The 15207-nt window shown below is 60.0% G+C and carries 19 protein-coding genes; 3 read left to right on the top strand and 16 right to left on the bottom strand.

The features are described from left to right. The first annotated feature begins 118 nt into the window (after window positions 1-118). Entirely contained in the window at window positions 119-583 is a 465-nt protein-coding gene (locus tag D8U60_RS23215; protein WP_016771369.1) for a glycine zipper 2TM domain-containing protein, read from the top strand. 73 nt (window positions 584-656) lie between these two features. Here D8U60_RS23215 and D8U60_RS23220 read toward each other — a convergent pair whose 3' ends face one another. From D8U60_RS23220 to nhaA, 5 genes are all read right to left on the bottom strand, one after another. Then, window positions 657-908, bottom strand: coding sequence for a pyocin S6 family toxin immunity protein (locus D8U60_RS23220; RefSeq protein ID WP_122747593.1), 252 nt, complete (start codon window positions 906-908; stop codon window positions 657-659). Window positions 909-930: 22 nt separating this feature from the next. After that, window positions 931-1176, bottom strand: a complete 246-nt coding sequence (locus D8U60_RS23225; RefSeq protein ID WP_130901028.1) for a colicin E3-like toxin immunity protein — start codon at window positions 1174-1176, stop codon at window positions 931-933. Then, window positions 1177-1428 carry a colicin E3-like toxin immunity protein gene (locus D8U60_RS23230; RefSeq protein WP_130901029.1) on the bottom strand — a complete coding sequence of 84 codons (252 nt, stop codon included), beginning with the start codon at window positions 1426-1428 and terminating at the stop codon, window positions 1177-1179. It lies immediately after the preceding gene. A 7-nt stretch (window positions 1429-1435) separates the two neighbouring features. Beyond that, window positions 1436-1669 carry a colicin E3/pyocin S6 family cytotoxin gene (locus tag D8U60_RS23235; RefSeq protein WP_122612615.1) on the bottom strand — a complete coding sequence of 78 codons (234 nt, stop codon included), beginning with the start codon at window positions 1667-1669 and terminating at the stop codon, window positions 1436-1438. A 259-nt stretch (window positions 1670-1928) separates the two neighbouring features. Further along, window positions 1929-3113, bottom strand: a complete 1185-nt coding sequence (gene nhaA / locus D8U60_RS23240) for a Na+/H+ antiporter NhaA (protein WP_123442979.1) — start codon at window positions 3111-3113, stop codon at window positions 1929-1931. A gap of 251 nt (window positions 3114-3364) precedes the next feature. Between nhaA and D8U60_RS23245 the strand changes: the two genes are divergently transcribed. Further along, window positions 3365-4459: a PLP-dependent cysteine synthase family protein gene (locus D8U60_RS23245; protein WP_125918052.1), complete on the top strand. Its 1095-nt coding sequence runs from the start codon at window positions 3365-3367 to the stop codon at window positions 4457-4459. Window positions 4460-4597: 138 nt separating this feature from the next. On the opposite strand, the gene D8U60_RS23250 is transcribed toward D8U60_RS23245, so the two are convergent. From D8U60_RS23250 to D8U60_RS23260, 3 genes are all read right to left on the bottom strand, one after another. Beyond that, complete coding sequence (locus tag D8U60_RS23250; RefSeq protein ID WP_130901030.1) at window positions 4598-6211, bottom strand: NAD(P)/FAD-dependent oxidoreductase; 1614 nt, start codon at window positions 6209-6211, stop codon at window positions 4598-4600. Window positions 6212-6307: 96 nt separating this feature from the next. Next, on the bottom strand, window positions 6308-6961 hold the full coding sequence (locus tag D8U60_RS23255) for a hypothetical protein (protein ID WP_130901031.1): 654 nt from the start codon (window positions 6959-6961) through the stop codon (window positions 6308-6310). A gap of 60 nt (window positions 6962-7021) precedes the next feature. Further along, complete coding sequence (locus tag D8U60_RS23260) at window positions 7022-7621, bottom strand: short chain dehydrogenase (protein WP_016771362.1); 600 nt, start codon at window positions 7619-7621, stop codon at window positions 7022-7024. Between the two features lie 104 nt (window positions 7622-7725). Here D8U60_RS23260 and D8U60_RS23265 point away from each other — a divergent pair, with 104 nt between their 5' ends. Beyond that, complete coding sequence (locus D8U60_RS23265; protein WP_130901032.1) at window positions 7726-8640, top strand: LysR family transcriptional regulator; 915 nt, start codon at window positions 7726-7728, stop codon at window positions 8638-8640. A gap of 98 nt (window positions 8641-8738) precedes the next feature. Here D8U60_RS23265 and D8U60_RS23275 read toward each other — a convergent pair whose 3' ends face one another. The 8 genes from D8U60_RS23275 to livH all read right to left on the bottom strand — a co-directional run bounded on the left by D8U60_RS23275 (window position 8739) and on the right by livH (window position 15057). Further along, complete coding sequence (locus D8U60_RS23275; protein ID WP_130901033.1) at window positions 8739-9215, bottom strand: DoxX family protein; 477 nt, start codon at window positions 9213-9215, stop codon at window positions 8739-8741. Continuing rightward, window positions 9212-9970: a DNA-binding domain-containing protein gene (locus D8U60_RS23280; protein WP_130901034.1), complete on the bottom strand. Its 759-nt coding sequence runs from the start codon at window positions 9968-9970 to the stop codon at window positions 9212-9214. The genes D8U60_RS23275 and D8U60_RS23280 overlap by 4 nt, the downstream gene beginning before the upstream one ends. Continuing rightward, a complete protein-coding gene (locus D8U60_RS23285; protein WP_130901035.1) occupies window positions 9967-10854 on the bottom strand; it encodes a DUF692 domain-containing protein in 888 nt (295 codons plus the stop codon). Before D8U60_RS23285 ends, D8U60_RS23280 begins: the two co-directional genes overlap by 4 nt. Window positions 10855-10879: 25 nt before the next feature. Next, entirely contained in the window at window positions 10880-11185 is a 306-nt protein-coding gene (locus tag D8U60_RS23290; protein ID WP_130901036.1) for a DUF2282 domain-containing protein, read from the bottom strand. A 229-nt stretch (window positions 11186-11414) separates the two neighbouring features. After that, window positions 11415-12116 carry an ABC transporter ATP-binding protein gene (locus tag D8U60_RS23295; RefSeq protein ID WP_003222380.1) on the bottom strand — a complete coding sequence of 234 codons (702 nt, stop codon included), beginning with the start codon at window positions 12114-12116 and terminating at the stop codon, window positions 11415-11417. Continuing rightward, entirely contained in the window at window positions 12117-12884 is a 768-nt protein-coding gene (gene livG, locus D8U60_RS23300) for a high-affinity branched-chain amino acid ABC transporter ATP-binding protein LivG (protein WP_016771357.1), read from the bottom strand. Next, window positions 12881-14137 carry a high-affinity branched-chain amino acid ABC transporter permease LivM gene (locus tag D8U60_RS23305; protein WP_130901037.1) on the bottom strand — a complete coding sequence of 419 codons (1257 nt, stop codon included), beginning with the start codon at window positions 14135-14137 and terminating at the stop codon, window positions 12881-12883. Before D8U60_RS23305 ends, livG begins: the two co-directional genes overlap by 4 nt. Continuing rightward, window positions 14134-15057 (bottom strand): high-affinity branched-chain amino acid ABC transporter permease LivH, encoded by a 924-nt coding sequence (livH, locus tag D8U60_RS23310; RefSeq protein ID WP_016771355.1) that lies wholly within the window; start codon window positions 15055-15057, stop codon window positions 14134-14136. Before livH ends, D8U60_RS23305 begins: the two co-directional genes overlap by 4 nt. Window positions 15058-15207: the final 150 nt, after the last annotated feature.

Consider the following 15207-nt stretch of genomic DNA (forward strand, 5'->3'; position numbering starts at 1 on the left):
TGGACGCTCGCGGGCATCTGTACCAGGCCTGAATGGAAGCCAATTTTATCCGGATGGTGTCGTGACAGGCGCCAGGCCACGGGGTTTAATGAACACATGTTCTTTTGGAGTTGATGCTATGCGTAAGTCTGTTCTGCTGGTTGCTTCTTTTTCGACGATGGCGATGTTGCTGACCGGCTGCCAATCGAGCCTCACCGGCGACTCCTACTCCCGTGACGAAGCGCGTCGTGTACAGACGATTCGCATGGGCACCATCGAATCCCTGCGCCCGGTAAAAATCGAAGGCACCAAGACCCCGATCGGCGGCGCAGCAGGCGCAGTGGTCGGCGGCGTCGGCGGTAGCGCCATCGGCGGCGGCAAGGGCAGCATCGTTGCTGCGGTCATCGGTGCAGTGGCTGGCGGCCTGCTTGGCTCGGCCACCGAAGAAGGCCTGACCCGCACCCAGGGCGTGGAAATCACCGTCCGCGAAGACGACGGCAGCATGCGCGCCTATGTGCAGCAGGTTCAGGAGAATGAAGTATTCCGCGTTGGCGAGCGGGTACGGATCTCCACCGTTGGCGGAACCAGCCGCGTTTCGCACTAAGCGGGAAGCTGGGTAAAAGAAAACCCCGATCAGGTGACTGGTCGGGGTTTTTCTTTGCTTGTGAATTGTTCATTCAGTATGTGGCGCAGGTGCCCATGAAGTATTCGAGGCCCTTTGGAAAACTGACGTTGAGCAGGGTTTCCAATGCGGTTACCTGATCCTGAGTTAACAACAACTCGCCGGGTTCCACCTCATCCAAAGGCTTGGATTCAATGAGCTGGGCGACTTTTTCATTCATCTCGCTGCCTGTGATATCCAGCTCGAATTGCAACGAGTCATCTTGGGCTTCGTCAGGGAAAAAACCGGTAATTAAAAGAAAGTGCATGGAGCTAATACTTCCGGGGCTGTTAACCGTAGTCAAACGAAATTTGATAGTCGTGAACTCTCAAATCGATTTGATGTTGAAAATACGGCTGCATGGTGGCGAGCCAATTTTGAGCGACGTTGAAACTGCCATTGTTGATGTTGTCCGCGGCGGGAGTCCCCAAGGCGTTTAACACTGACTCGTCACCACCCAGGTCTTTTGACGACTCTTCCCCCTGAAACTCCAAGGTTGCTGTGTCGTACCATTCCACTCTCAGTTCCAGTCCCATCTACCATTGATCACGGTAAACAAACGATACCTGATAGTCGTAAGAAGAAAATTGAATGGAATGCTGGAAGTGGGGCTGGAGAGTCTTGATCCAATCCGCTTTCACATCAAATCCGCCGTTATTGAAGCTTTCCGACGGTAGGCCTAATGCTTCCATTAATGAGCCGTCCTCGCCAAAATCTTTCGACAGTTCTTCCCCCTCACCCAGTTCGGTTTGTTGGTCGTACCATTCGAGTCTGGCTTTGAGTCCCATGTAATCCTCATAAATATTTTTTAATACTACGGTTTTTTTTGGGTGGATCTATCTGTTCACCAGTTCTGTGGTCGTAAGAGCCTAAATGGCTACCATCACTTGCGCGGTAGGCTTCAAGCTCGCCGTGTAGATAGTCCCATTCATAGATTATTCGGCCTTTTGCGTTGATCCAGCGATCCCTAAGCCCACCGTTGAACGGTGTTTTCTTTTTCGCTCTTCTTAAATCGGGAAAGGCTGTGATATCCGACGTTTCGGGGGCGGGGTGATAGGTATTGTCCGTCGCCCTGCGGTGGGTTTTGCACCCGGGGAATGTCCTTGTTCCGCGCCACTGATCGTCCCTTCGTTCATCATCGACAGCCCCTCGGAAAGGGGCTGCACGACGTTATCGAGGCGGGGAAAGTGTGGCTGTAGGACGGGTCGCTAATGACGCGGGGATTGTTCGCTGCGTAACTGTAAGGCGAGGAATCTGTGGCGAGGGCCAAGCTCCCTCGCCACAGGGGTTATTGCAGTTGTGAATTCTTGCGACTCGCCGCCGCCGTCACCGCATAACCAATCACCGCCGCGAGGATCGAGCCGGTGAGGATGCCCATGCGATCCATGCCGGCGTAATCACTCACGCCCGGTTCGAAGGCCAGCGAGCCGACGAACAGGCTCATGGTGAAGCCGATGCCGCAGAGGATTGCCACGCCGAGGACCTGGCCCCAGTTGGCGCCTTGGGGCAGGGCGGCGATGCCGATCTTGACCGCCAGCCAGGTCAGGCCGAACACGCCGATCGTCTTGCCCAACAGCAGGCCGATAGCAATGCCCATCGGTACGTCGTGGGTGAAGCTTTCGACGGTGACGCCGCTCAGCGACAGGCCAGCGTTGGCGAAGGCGAACAGCGGGAGGATGCCGTAGGCGACCCAGGGGTGCAGCGCGTGTTCGAGGGTCAGCAGCGGCGACGGCTCGGCGTTTTTCGTGCGCAGGGGAATGCAGAAAGCCAGGGTCACGCCGGCCAGTGTCGCGTGGACACCGCTCTTGAGCACGCAGACCCAGAGGATCAGGCCGATGATCATGTACGGCCCGAGCTTGACCACGCCGAGCCGGTTCATCGCCACCAGCGCGGCAATGCACGCAGCCGCCAGGCCAAGGGACAGGGTCGAGAGTTCGCCGGAATAGAAGATTGCGATGATGACGATGGCCCCGAGGTCATCGATGATCGCCAGGGTCATCAGGAACAGTTTCAGCGACACCGGCACGCGCTTGCCGAGCAGCGCCAGTACGCCGAGGGCGAAGGCGATATCGGTGGCGGTCGGAATGGCCCAGCCACTTAGGGCCGCGGGGTTGTCGCGGTTAAGGAACCAGTAGATCAGCGCCGGCACCAGCATGCCGCCGATCGCCGCTGCGCCAGGGAGGACGATTTGCGAAGGCTTGGACAATTGGCCGTCGAGCACTTCGCGTTTCACTTCCAGACCGATCAGCAGGAAGAACATCGCCATCAGGCCGTCGTTGATCCACAGCAGCAGGGGTTTGGCGATTTTCAACGCACCGATCTGCGCCACCACAGGAGTGTCGAGCAGGCCGGTGTACAGCCACGACAGCGGTGAGTTGTTGATGATCAGCGCGAGAACGGCTGCGGCGATCAATAGCAGACCGCTGGCGGCTTCCAACTGAAAGAAACGCGTGAAAGTGCTACGCAGAGGCAAGGTCGCTCTCCATCGAATCAAGAAAAAGGTGAAACACCCTAACCCGTACCGTTAGTTGTTAAAACAAAAGTTATATTCTTTTTTGTTATATGTCGTTACAGGCTGTCTGGTACGGGCAGCACTGAGCCTAGCAGTTGCCTGACACATTGAGACTCAGCTGTATCTTTGCCGCCTGCGGGATTTTTCCTAAGCTTGCGGCAGACCTTTTTCAGAAGACCGATCTTCTGGCTGATTCAACGAGAACCGAAACCATGAGCGACAACCGACAGTGGGCCCGCGAAGCCATCCGCATCATCGAGGCGGACTTCCAGCGCAGCGCCGACACCCACCTGATCCCTTTGCCGCTGCCCGGTTTTGCCGGCATCGAGTTGTATTTCAAGGACGAATCCAGCCACCCGACCGGCAGCCTCAAGCACCGCCTGGCCCGCTCGCTGTTCCTTTACGCGCTGTGTAACGGCTGGCTCAAGCCCGGCGCGCCGGTGATCGAAGCGTCCAGCGGCTCGACGGCGATTTCCGAAGCGTATTTCGCGCGCATGCTCGGTTTGCCGTTTATCGCGGTGATGCCCGCGACCACTTCGAAAGAAAAGATTGCCCAGATTGCCTTCTACGGCGGCCAGAGCCATCTGGTGCAGGATCCGACGCAGATCTACGCCGAATCCGAGCGCCTGGCCCGCGAGCATGGCGGTCACTTCATCGATCAGTTCACTTACGCTGAACGCGCCACCGACTGGCGAGCGAACAACAACATCGCCGAGTCGATCTTCCAGCAGATGCGCTACGAAAAACACCCTGAACCGACCTGGCTGATCTCCAGCCCCGGCACCGGCGGCACCACCGCGACCCTCGGCCGTTACGTGCGCTATCGCCAGCACTGCACCCGCGTGTTGTGTGCCGATGCCGAGCGTTCGGTGTTCTTCGATTTTTATCAGACGGGAGATGCCAGCCTGCGTCTGGATTGCGGTTCACGCATCGAAGGCATTGGCCGGCCTCGGGTGGAAGCGTCGTTCCTGCCCAAGGTCATCGATGCGATGGTCAAGGTGCCGGACGCCCTGTCCCTGGCGGCCATGCATTATCTGGCGCAGCGTTTGGGGCGGCATGTCGGCGGGTCGAGCGGGACCAATCTGATCGGTGCGCTGATGGCAGCGCAGCAGATGAAAGCGGCGGGGCAGTCGGGGTCGATCGTGGCGATCCTGTGCGATGGCGGCGAGCGTTATGCCGACACCTATTACGATCAGGATTGGCTGACGGCGCAGGGGTATGCACTGGGTGATTTGATTGCAGCGGTGGCGGCAAGTGCCGAGCGCGGACAGGCGCTGCCGACCTCGGTGCTGCGCGCGAATATCTAAAGCCAAATGCAGACACCACTGTGGGAGCGAGCCTGCTCGCGAAGGCGGAGTCACATTCAACAACTTCGTTGAATGACAGACCGCTTTCGCGAGCAGGCTCGCTCCCACAGGGTTTGGTGTTGGGTCAGCTGATGCTGATCAGTCAGACAGGCCGAGGATATCGCGAGCCACTGCCTCGGCAATGCGAATCCCGTCGACACCCGCCGAGAGAATCCCGCCGGCATAGCCCGCGCCTTCACCGGCCGGGAACAGGCCTTTGACGTTCATGCTCTGCAGCGACTCGTTGCGGGTGATGCGCAGCGGCGATGAAGTGCGGGTCTCGATTCCGGTCAGCACGGCGTCGTGCAGCGAATAACCGCGAATCTGCTTCTCGAACGCCGGCAAGGCTTCACGGATCGCCTCAATTGCAAAGTCCGGCAGCGCCAGCGCCAGATCGCCCAGCGCCACGCCCGGCTTGTACGATGGCTCGACCTCGCCCAGTTCGGTCGACGGCTTGCCGTTGATGAAGTCGCCAACCAGTTGCGCCGGGGCCTTGTAGTCGCTGCCGCCAAGGATGAACGCGTGGGATTCCAGGCGCTCCTGCAACTCGATACCGGCGAGCGGGCCGCCCGGATAATCGACTTCCGGGGTGATGCCGACGACGATGCCGGAGTTGGCATTACGCTCGTTACGCGAGTACTGGCTCATGCCATTGGTGACCACGCGATTGGGCTCGGACGTCGCCGCGACCACAGTGCCGCCCGGGCACATGCAGAAGCTGTAGACCGAACGCCCGTTCTTGGCGTGGTGCACCAGTTTGTAATCGGCAGCGCCAAGTTTCGGGTGGCCAGCGTATTTGCCCAGGCGCGCGCGGTCGATCAGTGACTGCGGATGTTCGATGCGGAAACCCACCGAGAACGGCTTGGCTTCCATGAACACGCCACGGCTGTGGAGCATGCGGAAGGTGTCGCGGGCACTGTGGCCGAGGGCCAGAACCACATGCTTCGAATGCAGGGTTTCGCCGCTGGCCAGTTGCACGCCGACCAGTTGGCCGTCTTCGATCAGCACGTCGCTGACGCGCTCCTGGAAGCGCACTTCACCGCCCAGTTCGCGGATCTGCTCGCGCATGTTTTCGACCATACCGGTCAGGCGGAACGTACCGATGTGCGGCTTGCTGACGTAGAGGATTTCTTCCGGCGCACCGGCCTTGACGAACTCGTGCAGGACTTTGCGGCCGAGGAATTTCGGGTCCTTGATCTGGCTGTACAGCTTGCCGTCGGAGAACGTGCCCGCGCCGCCTTCGCCAAACTGTACGTTGGACTCGGGATTGAGCACGCTTTTGCGCCACAGGCCCCAGGTGTCCTTGGTGCGCTGACGGACTTCGGTGCCGCGTTCGAGAATGATCGGTTTGAAGCCCATCTGCGCCAGCAGCAGGCCGGCGAAGATGCCGCACGGGCCGAAACCGACGACGATCGGCCGCTGGCCGAGATCGCTCGGTGCCTGGCCGACGAATTTGTAGCTGACATCCGGCGCCACGTTGACGTTACGGTCGTCGGCGAACTTGCCCAACACTCTGGCCTCGTCGCGTACGTTGAGGTCGATGGTGTAGATGAAGCACAGTTCGGAGGACTTTTTACGCGCGTCATAGCTGCGCTTGAACAAGGTGAAATCGAGCAGATCATCGCTGGCGATGCCCAGGCGTTGCACGATGGCGGTGCGCAGGTCTTCTTCGGGATGGTCGATTGGCAGCTTGAGTTCAGTGATTCGTAACATGGCGGGGATCCGGATTCGCGGGGCGCACAACTGCGCCAGGGCGTTTGAAGGCGGCGATTATAAGCCGCCGCGAGCGGATCCGTGGGGGAAAAACGATCAGTCGTTACGCGCGCCGCCGAAATAGCCGCAGCCGCGCTGGACCTGGCCGTCGATACGCAACTCGGCGCTCATGTGCTGCACGCTGCCGGTGCTGCTGTCGACGCAGCGCTGTGGCGCGACCCACAATTCGATGCGCTGGTTGTTGGCTTCGCTGCTGAGATTGAAGCGGCCGTCGCCCAGTTGCTCTTCCACATACGGCACGGCCAGCGGCGGCTGGCCGTCGCGCTCGATGACCATGCCTTTGCCGCTGACCTTCACATTCCACTCCGGGCCATCGCCGGCGGCGCGCAGGATCAGCAGTTTGAAATTCGGATCGTCGCAGGCCGCGCCCGAACGCTCGACGCGATACAACTGGCCGAGGTCGAGACGATCGCCGGAAACCTTGCCGCGCACATCGGCAAACAGCTTGCCCTGCTCGTCGGCGAGGGTGGCGGCTTCTTGCAGGACGCTGGTGCCGCCGATGTCGTTGACCACCAGTTGCCGCTGCTCCTGGCACGGCTGAAACACCAGTTTGCCGTCGGCGGCGGTCAGTTGCCCCTGCATCCGCGTCTGCCCGGCATGGGACACACTTTCACGCTGGCCGTCGAACAACTGGCAGGCGGCAAACAACGGCAGCAGGGCAACGAGGACGATCGAACGGGCAACACGCATCTTTGGTTCTCCAGACAAGTGTCGCCACGTTACGCAGCCTGACCGTTCATCACAAGGGCATTAACCGACGTGAAACGTCTGACCGGTTTGCAGGCCTTCGACACTTTTCGCGTAGGCCAATGCCACTTCCGCTGCAGGAACCGACTTGAAGCCACGGAAGTAGGGCGCGTATTTGCCCAGGGCTTCGGTCAGTACGGTCGGGCTCACCGAATTCACCCGCAAACCACGCGGCAGTTCGATGGCGGCGGCGCGGACGAAGCTGTCGAGGGCGCCGTTGACCAGCGCTGCGGAGGCGCCGCTACGAATCGGGTCGTGGCTGAGTACGCCAGTGGTGAAGGTGAACGAGGCGCCGTCATTGGCGTACTCGCGGCCGATCAGCAGCAGGTTGACCTGGCCCATCAGCTTGTCTTTCAGGCCGAGGGCGAAGCTGTCCTCAGTCATCTCGTCCAGCGCTGCAAAAGTCACGTTGCCCGCCGCGCAGATCAGCGCATCGAACTTGCCGGTCTGTTCGAACAGCTTGCGGATCGACGCGCTGTCGCTGATATCCACTTGCAAGTCACCGCTGTTGCGACCGATACGAATGACCTCGTGGCGTTGCGACAACTCTTTGTCCACCGCCGAACCGATGGTGCCGCCTGCGCCTATCAACAGGATTTTCATCGAGCTGTACCTCATGTGTGTGAATGAGGTTTCAGTCTAGAGTGGTTTTTTCTGCGGATAAGCGCACTAATAGGCAACCTTTGGTTTTCAAATGGAAACAATCCATGAGCGAAATGGATGACCTTGCCGCGTTTGCCGTGCTGATCGAAGCCGGCAGTTTTACCCTGGCCGCGCAGCAGTTGGGCTGCAGCAAGGGCCAACTCTCCAAGCGCATCAGCCAGCTTGAAGCGCAATTCAGTGTGGTGCTGCTGCAACGCACGACCCGACGCTTGAGCCTGACGGCGGCAGGGGCGGCGCTGCTGCCGCAGGCTCAGGCGCTGGTGGTTCAGGTCGAACGCGCACGGCAGGCGTTGGCGCGGTTGAAGGACGACATGGCCGGCCCGGTGCGCATGACGGTTCCGGTGTCGCTCGGCGAGACCTTCTTCGATGGCTTGTTGCTGGAGTTTTCCGGGCAATACCCGGAGGTGCAGATCGAGTTGGAGCTGAACAACAGCTATCGCGATCTGGCCCGCGATGGCTTTGATCTGGCGATTCGCGCCGAAGTGGCCAATGACGATCGGCTGGTGGCCAGGCCGCTGTTGGCGTGGCACGAAATGACCTGCGCCAGCCCGGCCTACCTCGAGCGCTTCGGCGAGCCGGCGACGCCGCATGCCTTGGCCGAGCATCGTTGCCTGCTCAACAGCCATTACAGCGGTCGCGAAGAATGGCTGTATCACCAGCAGCACGAGTTGTTGCGGGTACGGGTCTCGGGTCCGTTTGCCAGCAATCACTACAGCCTGTTGAAGAAAGCAGCGCTGTCCGGCGCCGGCATCGCGCGTTTGCCGTCGTATCTGCTGCAAGCGGAACTGGCGGACGGCCGCTTGCGCTGGTTGCTGCGCGATTACCAGACCCGACGCATGCCGATGTATCTGGTGCACCCGTATCAGGGTGGATTGCCGAAACGCACGCAGGTGCTCGCGGATTATTTGATGGGCTGGTTCAAGCGCAGTGGCGAGGCGCTGGATCGACTCCAGTCCTGACATCGAACTTGTGTAGGAGCTGCCGAAGGCTGCGATCTTTTGATCTTGCTTCAAAAAATGAAAAGATCGCAGCCTTCGGCAGCTCCTACAGTTTCAGGTCAGCCTTGGAATCGGCGGGCAATCAGATGATCGATCGACAATTTGCCCGGCCCGGTCGCCATCAGATACAGCAACACCGCCGCCCAAGTGCCATGGGTCGGGTAGGCATCCGGGTAGACAAACAGTTGGATAGTCAGGGTCATGCCCAGCAGTGCCAGCGCCGAAAATCGCGTGGCGAAGCCGAGCAGGATCAGTAGCGGAAACACATGCTCGGCAAACGCCGCCAGATGCGCGGCAATTTCCGGCGACAACAGCGGCAGGTTGTACTCGCTCTGAAACAACGGAATCGTCGAATCGGCCAAACGTGGCCAGCCCAGTTCAAAAGTGCCGTCAATCAAATCGACGGCCAGTCCTTCGACCTTGGTTTGCCCGGATTTCCAGAACACTGCAGCGATGGAAAAACGCGCGATGAAGGCAATCAGGCTGTGCGGGATTTTTTCCAACAGCGCAATGACGCGCAAGACCAAAGCGTTCATGGCAACTCCTTGTAATTCAGCTGGGTGATCGCGTTATGCGCAATCAGTAAGGCGAGGGTTTGGGCGAGATCGAACGGCGGGCTGTTTTCTGCCGCCGCGAGCAGTGGCGAGCCCTGGATCAGATGACCAATGAACACGCTCGCACCCGCCTCAAGAGCGAACACCTCAACGTCGAGACCATTGCGCAGCACCAGGGCATGCTGGCCTTGATTGAGGCCAATGCCCGCCAGAGTTGGCTCCTGCTGATGCGCGGCCCAGATCGCCACGACCGCAAAAGCAGAGTCGAGCAGGTGCAGCGAGGGATGCAGTTCGAAACACAGTTCACTCAGCGACTGCGGATCGGCCAGCGCGGCACTGACTTGTTCAGGCCGGATCGGCTGCGCATCAGCGGCGTGGTAGGCAACAGTGCGCAAATGCTCAAGTCGCGCGACATCAGCCACATAAGGCACGCCGGCAATGGGTTCAAACTCTGCGATGAAGTCGGCGAAGTCTTCGCCATAGCGGCTCATCAACGGACTGTGTGGCGGCTGACTCTGGACGAAAATCGCTGCCATGGCGCGGAAGAACTCCTCGCCGACCAATTGCAGCACCACCGGATAGCTGTCGGCCAGGGCATTGATCAACGAGCTCTGCACGTTGTTGCGATAGACCGCGAAACGCCGCGACGGATCGGCGCCGTTGCGGCTGCACAGGCCCTTGGGATACGGCAGTTGCGCATTGAGCAGGGCGGCGGCGAAATCCGCTTGCGTGCTCATGCCGCACGCTCCGCTTGGCGCAACAGCGTCTCGGCTTGCTGCGCTTCGGCGAGCAAAACGTCGAAGGCCGGCACCTGGTTATCGCGTTCGATCAGCGTCGCTACCGGGCCGATACGTTGCAGCACTTGCCGGTACAGATCCCAGACGGACTGATCAATAGGCGCGCCGTGATCGTCAATCAGCAAGCGATCGCCGAGGTTGTCGCAATCTTCAGCGAAGCCGGCCAGATGAATCTCGCCGACCGCGTGCAGCGGTAACGCATCGAGGTAGGCCAAAGGATCGCGCTGATGATTGATGCACGACACGTAGACATTATTGACGTCGAGCAACAAGCCGCAGCCGCTGCGGCGGATCACTTCGGCGATGAACTCGGCCTCGTCGATCGTCGAGTGCTCAAATCCCAGATAGGTCGCCGGGTTCTCCAACAGCATCGGTCGTTTCAGAGTGTTCTGCACCTGGTCGATGTGCGCACACACGCGGTTCAGTGTCGGCGTGTCGTAAGCCAGTGGCAGCAGGTCATTGAGGAACACCGGGCCGTGGGTCGACCACGCCAGATGTTCGGAAAAAGCTTGCGGTTGATAGCGCTCGATCAGCTCGGCGAGGCGGTTGAGGTGCTGGCTGTCCAGCGGGCCTTCGCCACCGATCGACAGGCCCACGCCGTGCAATGACAGCGGGTACTGTTGGCGAATCAGACCGAGGAAATGATGAAACGGGCCGCCGGCCACCATGTAGTTTTCGGCGTGGACTTCGAAGAAACCGAGGTCCGGTACGGAGCCGAGCACTTCGAGGAAGTGCCCGGTCTTGAGCCCCAGCCCGGCGCGGGCAGGGAGCTCGGTGCGAGCTGCCTGAGTGCGCGGCAGGGACGGTTCGTGATGACTGAACATGGGCGTCACTCAGGCAGGCCGTGGATCAGGACTTGGCTTTGAAGGCTTCGAGCTGACCGAAGCCGGTCGGCGAGGTTTTGCTTTCGGTGGTGGCGCAGGTGCCTTTCGGAACGAGCTTCCAGGCGTTGGCCTGGTAGTCCATTTTCGCCGTGCCGGCGCAGGTAGTCCCGGCACCTGCGGCGCAATCGTTCTTACCCTTCATGGCCACGCCGAAGCATTTTTCCATGTTGGCATCGGCGGCATGGGCGGTGGAGACAGTGGCGATGCTCAGAGCGGAACCGAGGGCCAGAACCAGGGCGGTAGCGGACAGGGTACGGGTAGTCGCAGTCATGATGTTTCTCCAGTTTTTATCAGGGTTTCTGCAAGCGGTTTGCGCTTGCTTGTCCCTCTAGAGAACGGGTGGGGGGATGCGTTACAGGCGGGGCGAGAAATTTATAAAAAATTTCGGATTCAGCTGTAATCCTGTGGGAGCGAGCCTGCTCGCTCCCACAGGGTTACCTTGGTGGTGCTCAGGAAACAAAAAACGGCCCGAAGGCCGTTTTTTTGTGCAGCGATAACACTCAACCGCCGAGGTACGCCTCGCGCACTTTCGGGTCGGTCAGCAGCGCTTCACCGGTGCCTTGCATGACCACGCGGCCGTTCTCCAGAACGTAGGCGCGGTCAGCGATTTTCAGCGCCTGGTTGGCGTTCTGCTCGACCAGGAACACCGTCACACCGTCCTTGCGCAGCTGTTCGATGATGTCGAAGATCTGCTGGATGATGATCGGCGCCAGACCCAGCGATGGCTCGTCGAGCAGCAGCAGCTTGGGCTTGCTCATCAGCGCACGGCCGATGGCGAGCATCTGCTGTTCGCCGCCGGACATGGTGCCGCCGCGCTGGTTGAAGCGTTCTTTCAGGCGTGGGAAAAGTCCGAGAACCTTGTCCATCTGTTCCTGATAGTCGCCCTTGTCGGTGAAAAATCCGCCCATGGACAGGTTTTCTTCCACGGTCAGACGGGCGAACACCCGACGCCCTTCCGGGACCACGGCGATGCTCTTGCGCATGATCTGCGACGAGTCCTGGCCGACCAGTTCCTCGCCCATGTAGCGGATGCTGCCGCTGTGCGCCTGCGGCGAGCCGCACAGCGTCATCAGCAGCGTGGATTTGCCGGCACCGTTGGCGCCGATCAGCGTCACGATCTCGCCCTGACGGACTTCGACGTTGACGCTGTGCAGGGCCTGGATCTTGCCGTAGAAGGTGGAAACGTTTTCGAACTGCAGCATTTACGCTTCCCCCAGGTAGGCTTTGATCACTTCAGGATTGTCGCGGATCTGTTCCGGCGTGCCGTCGGCCAGCGGCGTGCCCTGATTGATCACGACGATGTGGTCGGAAATGCTCATGACCAGTTTCATGTCGTGTTCGATCAGCAATACGGTGACGTTGTGCTCTTCGCGCAACACACCGATCAGCGCCTTGAGGTCTTCGGTTTCCTTCGGGTTCAGGCCGGCGGCCGGTTCGTCGAGCATGAGAATCCGTGGGCGGGTCATCATGCAGCGGGCGATTTCCAGACGCCGTTGCTGGCCGTAGGCGAGGGTGCCGGCGGTGCGGTTGGCGAACTCTTTGAGGTTGACCTTTTCCAGCCAGTACTCGGCAAATTCCATGGCCTCGCGCTCGCTTTTGCGGAACGCCGGGGTCTTGAACAGGCCGGACAGGAAGTTGGTGTTCAAGTGACGGTGCTGGGCGATCAACAGGTTCTCGACCGCGGTCATGTCCTTGAACAAACGCACGTTCTGGAAGGTCCGCACCACGCCTTTGAGGGCGATCTTGTGGCCCGGCAGGCCCTGGATCGGCTCGCCGTCGAGCAGGATGCTGCCGCCGGTAGGCTGATAGAAGCCGGTCAGGCAGTTGAACACGGTGGTCTTGCCGGCGCCGTTCGGGCCGATCAGGGCAACCACCTGCTTTTCCTTGACGGTCAGCGCCACGCCGTTGACCGCCAGCAAGCCGCCGAAGCGCATGCTCAGATTTTCGACTTTAAGGATCTCGCGGCTCATTTGCGCAACTCCATGTGTGGGCGTTGCATCGGCAGCAGACCTTGTGGACGCCAGATCATCATCAGCACCATCAGCGCACCGAACATCAACATGCGGTACTCGCTGAACTCACGCATCATTTCCGGCAACAGGATCATCACGATCGCCGCCAGAATCACACCCAGTTGCGAGCCCATGCCACCCAATACGACGATGGCGAGGATGATCGCCGACTCGATGAAGGTGAACGACTCCGGCGTCACCAGGCCCTGACGCGCGGCGAAGAAGCTGCCGGCGAAACCGGCGAACGCAGCACCCAGGGTGAAGGCGGAGAGCTTGATCACGGTCGGGTTCAGGCCCAACGCGCGGCAGGCGATTTCGTCTTCACGCAGCGCTTCCCACGCGCGACCGATCGGCATGCGCAGCAGACGGTTGATCACGAACAGCGCGGCCAGTGCGAGCAACAGTGCAACCAGGTAAAGGAAGATCACCTTGTTGATCGAGTTGTATTGCAGGCCGAAATACTCGTGGAACGTCTGCAGGCCTTCGGCGGCTTTGCGCTCGAAGGTCAGACCGAAGAACGTCGGTTTTTCGATGTTGCTGATGCCGTTCGGGCCACCGGTGATGTCGGTCAGGTTACGCAGGAACAGACGGATGATCTCGCCGAAACCCAAGGTCACGATCGCCAGATAGTCGCCGCGCAGACGCAACACCGGGAAGCCCAGCAGGAAGCCGAACGTCGCCGCCATCAGGCCGGCAATCGGCAGGCAGATCCAGAAGCTCAAGCCGTAGTAATGCGACAGCAGCGCGTAGCTGTAGGCGCCGACGGCGTAGAAACCGACGTAACCGAGGTCAAGCAGACCGGCCAGACCGACGACGATGTTCAGGCCCAGGCCGAGCATCACGTAGATCAGGATCAGCGTTGCGATATCCACCGCGCCACGGGAGCCGAAGAACGGCCAGACCAGGGCGATCAGAATCAGCGCAATGATGAAATAGCGCTGGGTGGTTGGCAGGGTCAGGAAGTTGCTGGCCTTGGCCGGGATCAGCGGCATGCCTGGCGAAGAGCGCCAGGCCTTGCTGATCTGCTGATTGAACAGCACGCGCAGGAACATCAGCACCGAGCAGATCGCGATGGTCGCAAGTACCGCAGGGCTGGTGTTGTGCACTTCCAGATTGATGCCGACGATGGTCAGTTTCAAACCCAGTACCGGGTAGGCCACCGCCCACACCAGCAAGGCACTGAACAGTGCCTGTTTAAGATTCCTATTCATACTTTCTCAACCTCCGGACGGCCCAGAATGCCGGTCGGACGGAACAACAGCACCAGAACCAGCAGGCCGAACGCAACGACGTCCTTGTACTGGTCGCCGAAGATATCGGCACCGAACGCTTCCGCTACACCGAGCACCAAGCCGCCGAGCATGGCCCCGGGGATGCTGCCGATGCCGCCCAGTACCGCAGCGGTGAAGGCCTTGAGGCCGACGAGGAAACCGGCGTTGGGGTTGATCACGCCGTATTGCATGCTCAGCAGCACTGCGGCAACGGCGGCCAGCGCAGCACCGATGACGAAGGTCAGGGCGATGATGTTGTTGGTGTTGATGCCGAGCAGGTTGGCCATCTTGATGTCCTCGGCACAGGCGCGGCAGGCGCGGCCCAGACGGGAACGGGAGATGAACAGGGTCAGGCCGAGCATGGCGATCAGGGTCACCACGAACACCACGATCTGCATGTAGGAAATCAGCACTTCTTGTGCGCCACCCGGACCGAAGGCGAAGTTGCCCGGGATCAGGTTGGGGATAGCTTTGTCCTTGGAGTCTTGCGCCAGCAGAACGGTGTTCTGCAGGAATATCGACATACCGATGGCAGAAATCAGCGGGATCAGACGGTTGCTGCCGCGCAGGGGGCGGTAGGCGATCCGTTCGATGCTGTAACCGTAGGAACTGGTGACGACGATGCTGGCGATGAACGCCGCGGTCATCAACAGCGGGACACTGTCGAGTCCCATCATGGTCAGCCCGGCGATGGCGATGAAGGCCACGTAGGAACCGATCATGTACACCTCGCCGTGGGCGAAGTTGATCATTCCAATGATGCCGTAGACCATCGTGTAGCCGATGGCGATCAGGGCATACATGCTGCCAACGTTGAGGCCGTTAACCAGCTGTTGGAAGAAGTGATAGAGGTCAGGCATTACAGCGCTCCTAAAAACCTGTACGCATTTCACTGGTGGAGTCATTTTCCCGCCCGGCCCCGTGGATCTCTATCCACTTCGAATCCGGGTTTTGCCAGCGAACCGCTGATGACGGTTTTGAGATTTTCAGGTGGGTCGACTGGCGGATCA

This window comes from Pseudomonas sp. Sample_11, from assembly GCF_004307505.1.
Taxonomy (GTDB): Bacteria; Pseudomonadota; Gammaproteobacteria; order Pseudomonadales; family Pseudomonadaceae; genus Aquipseudomonas; species Aquipseudomonas atacamensis.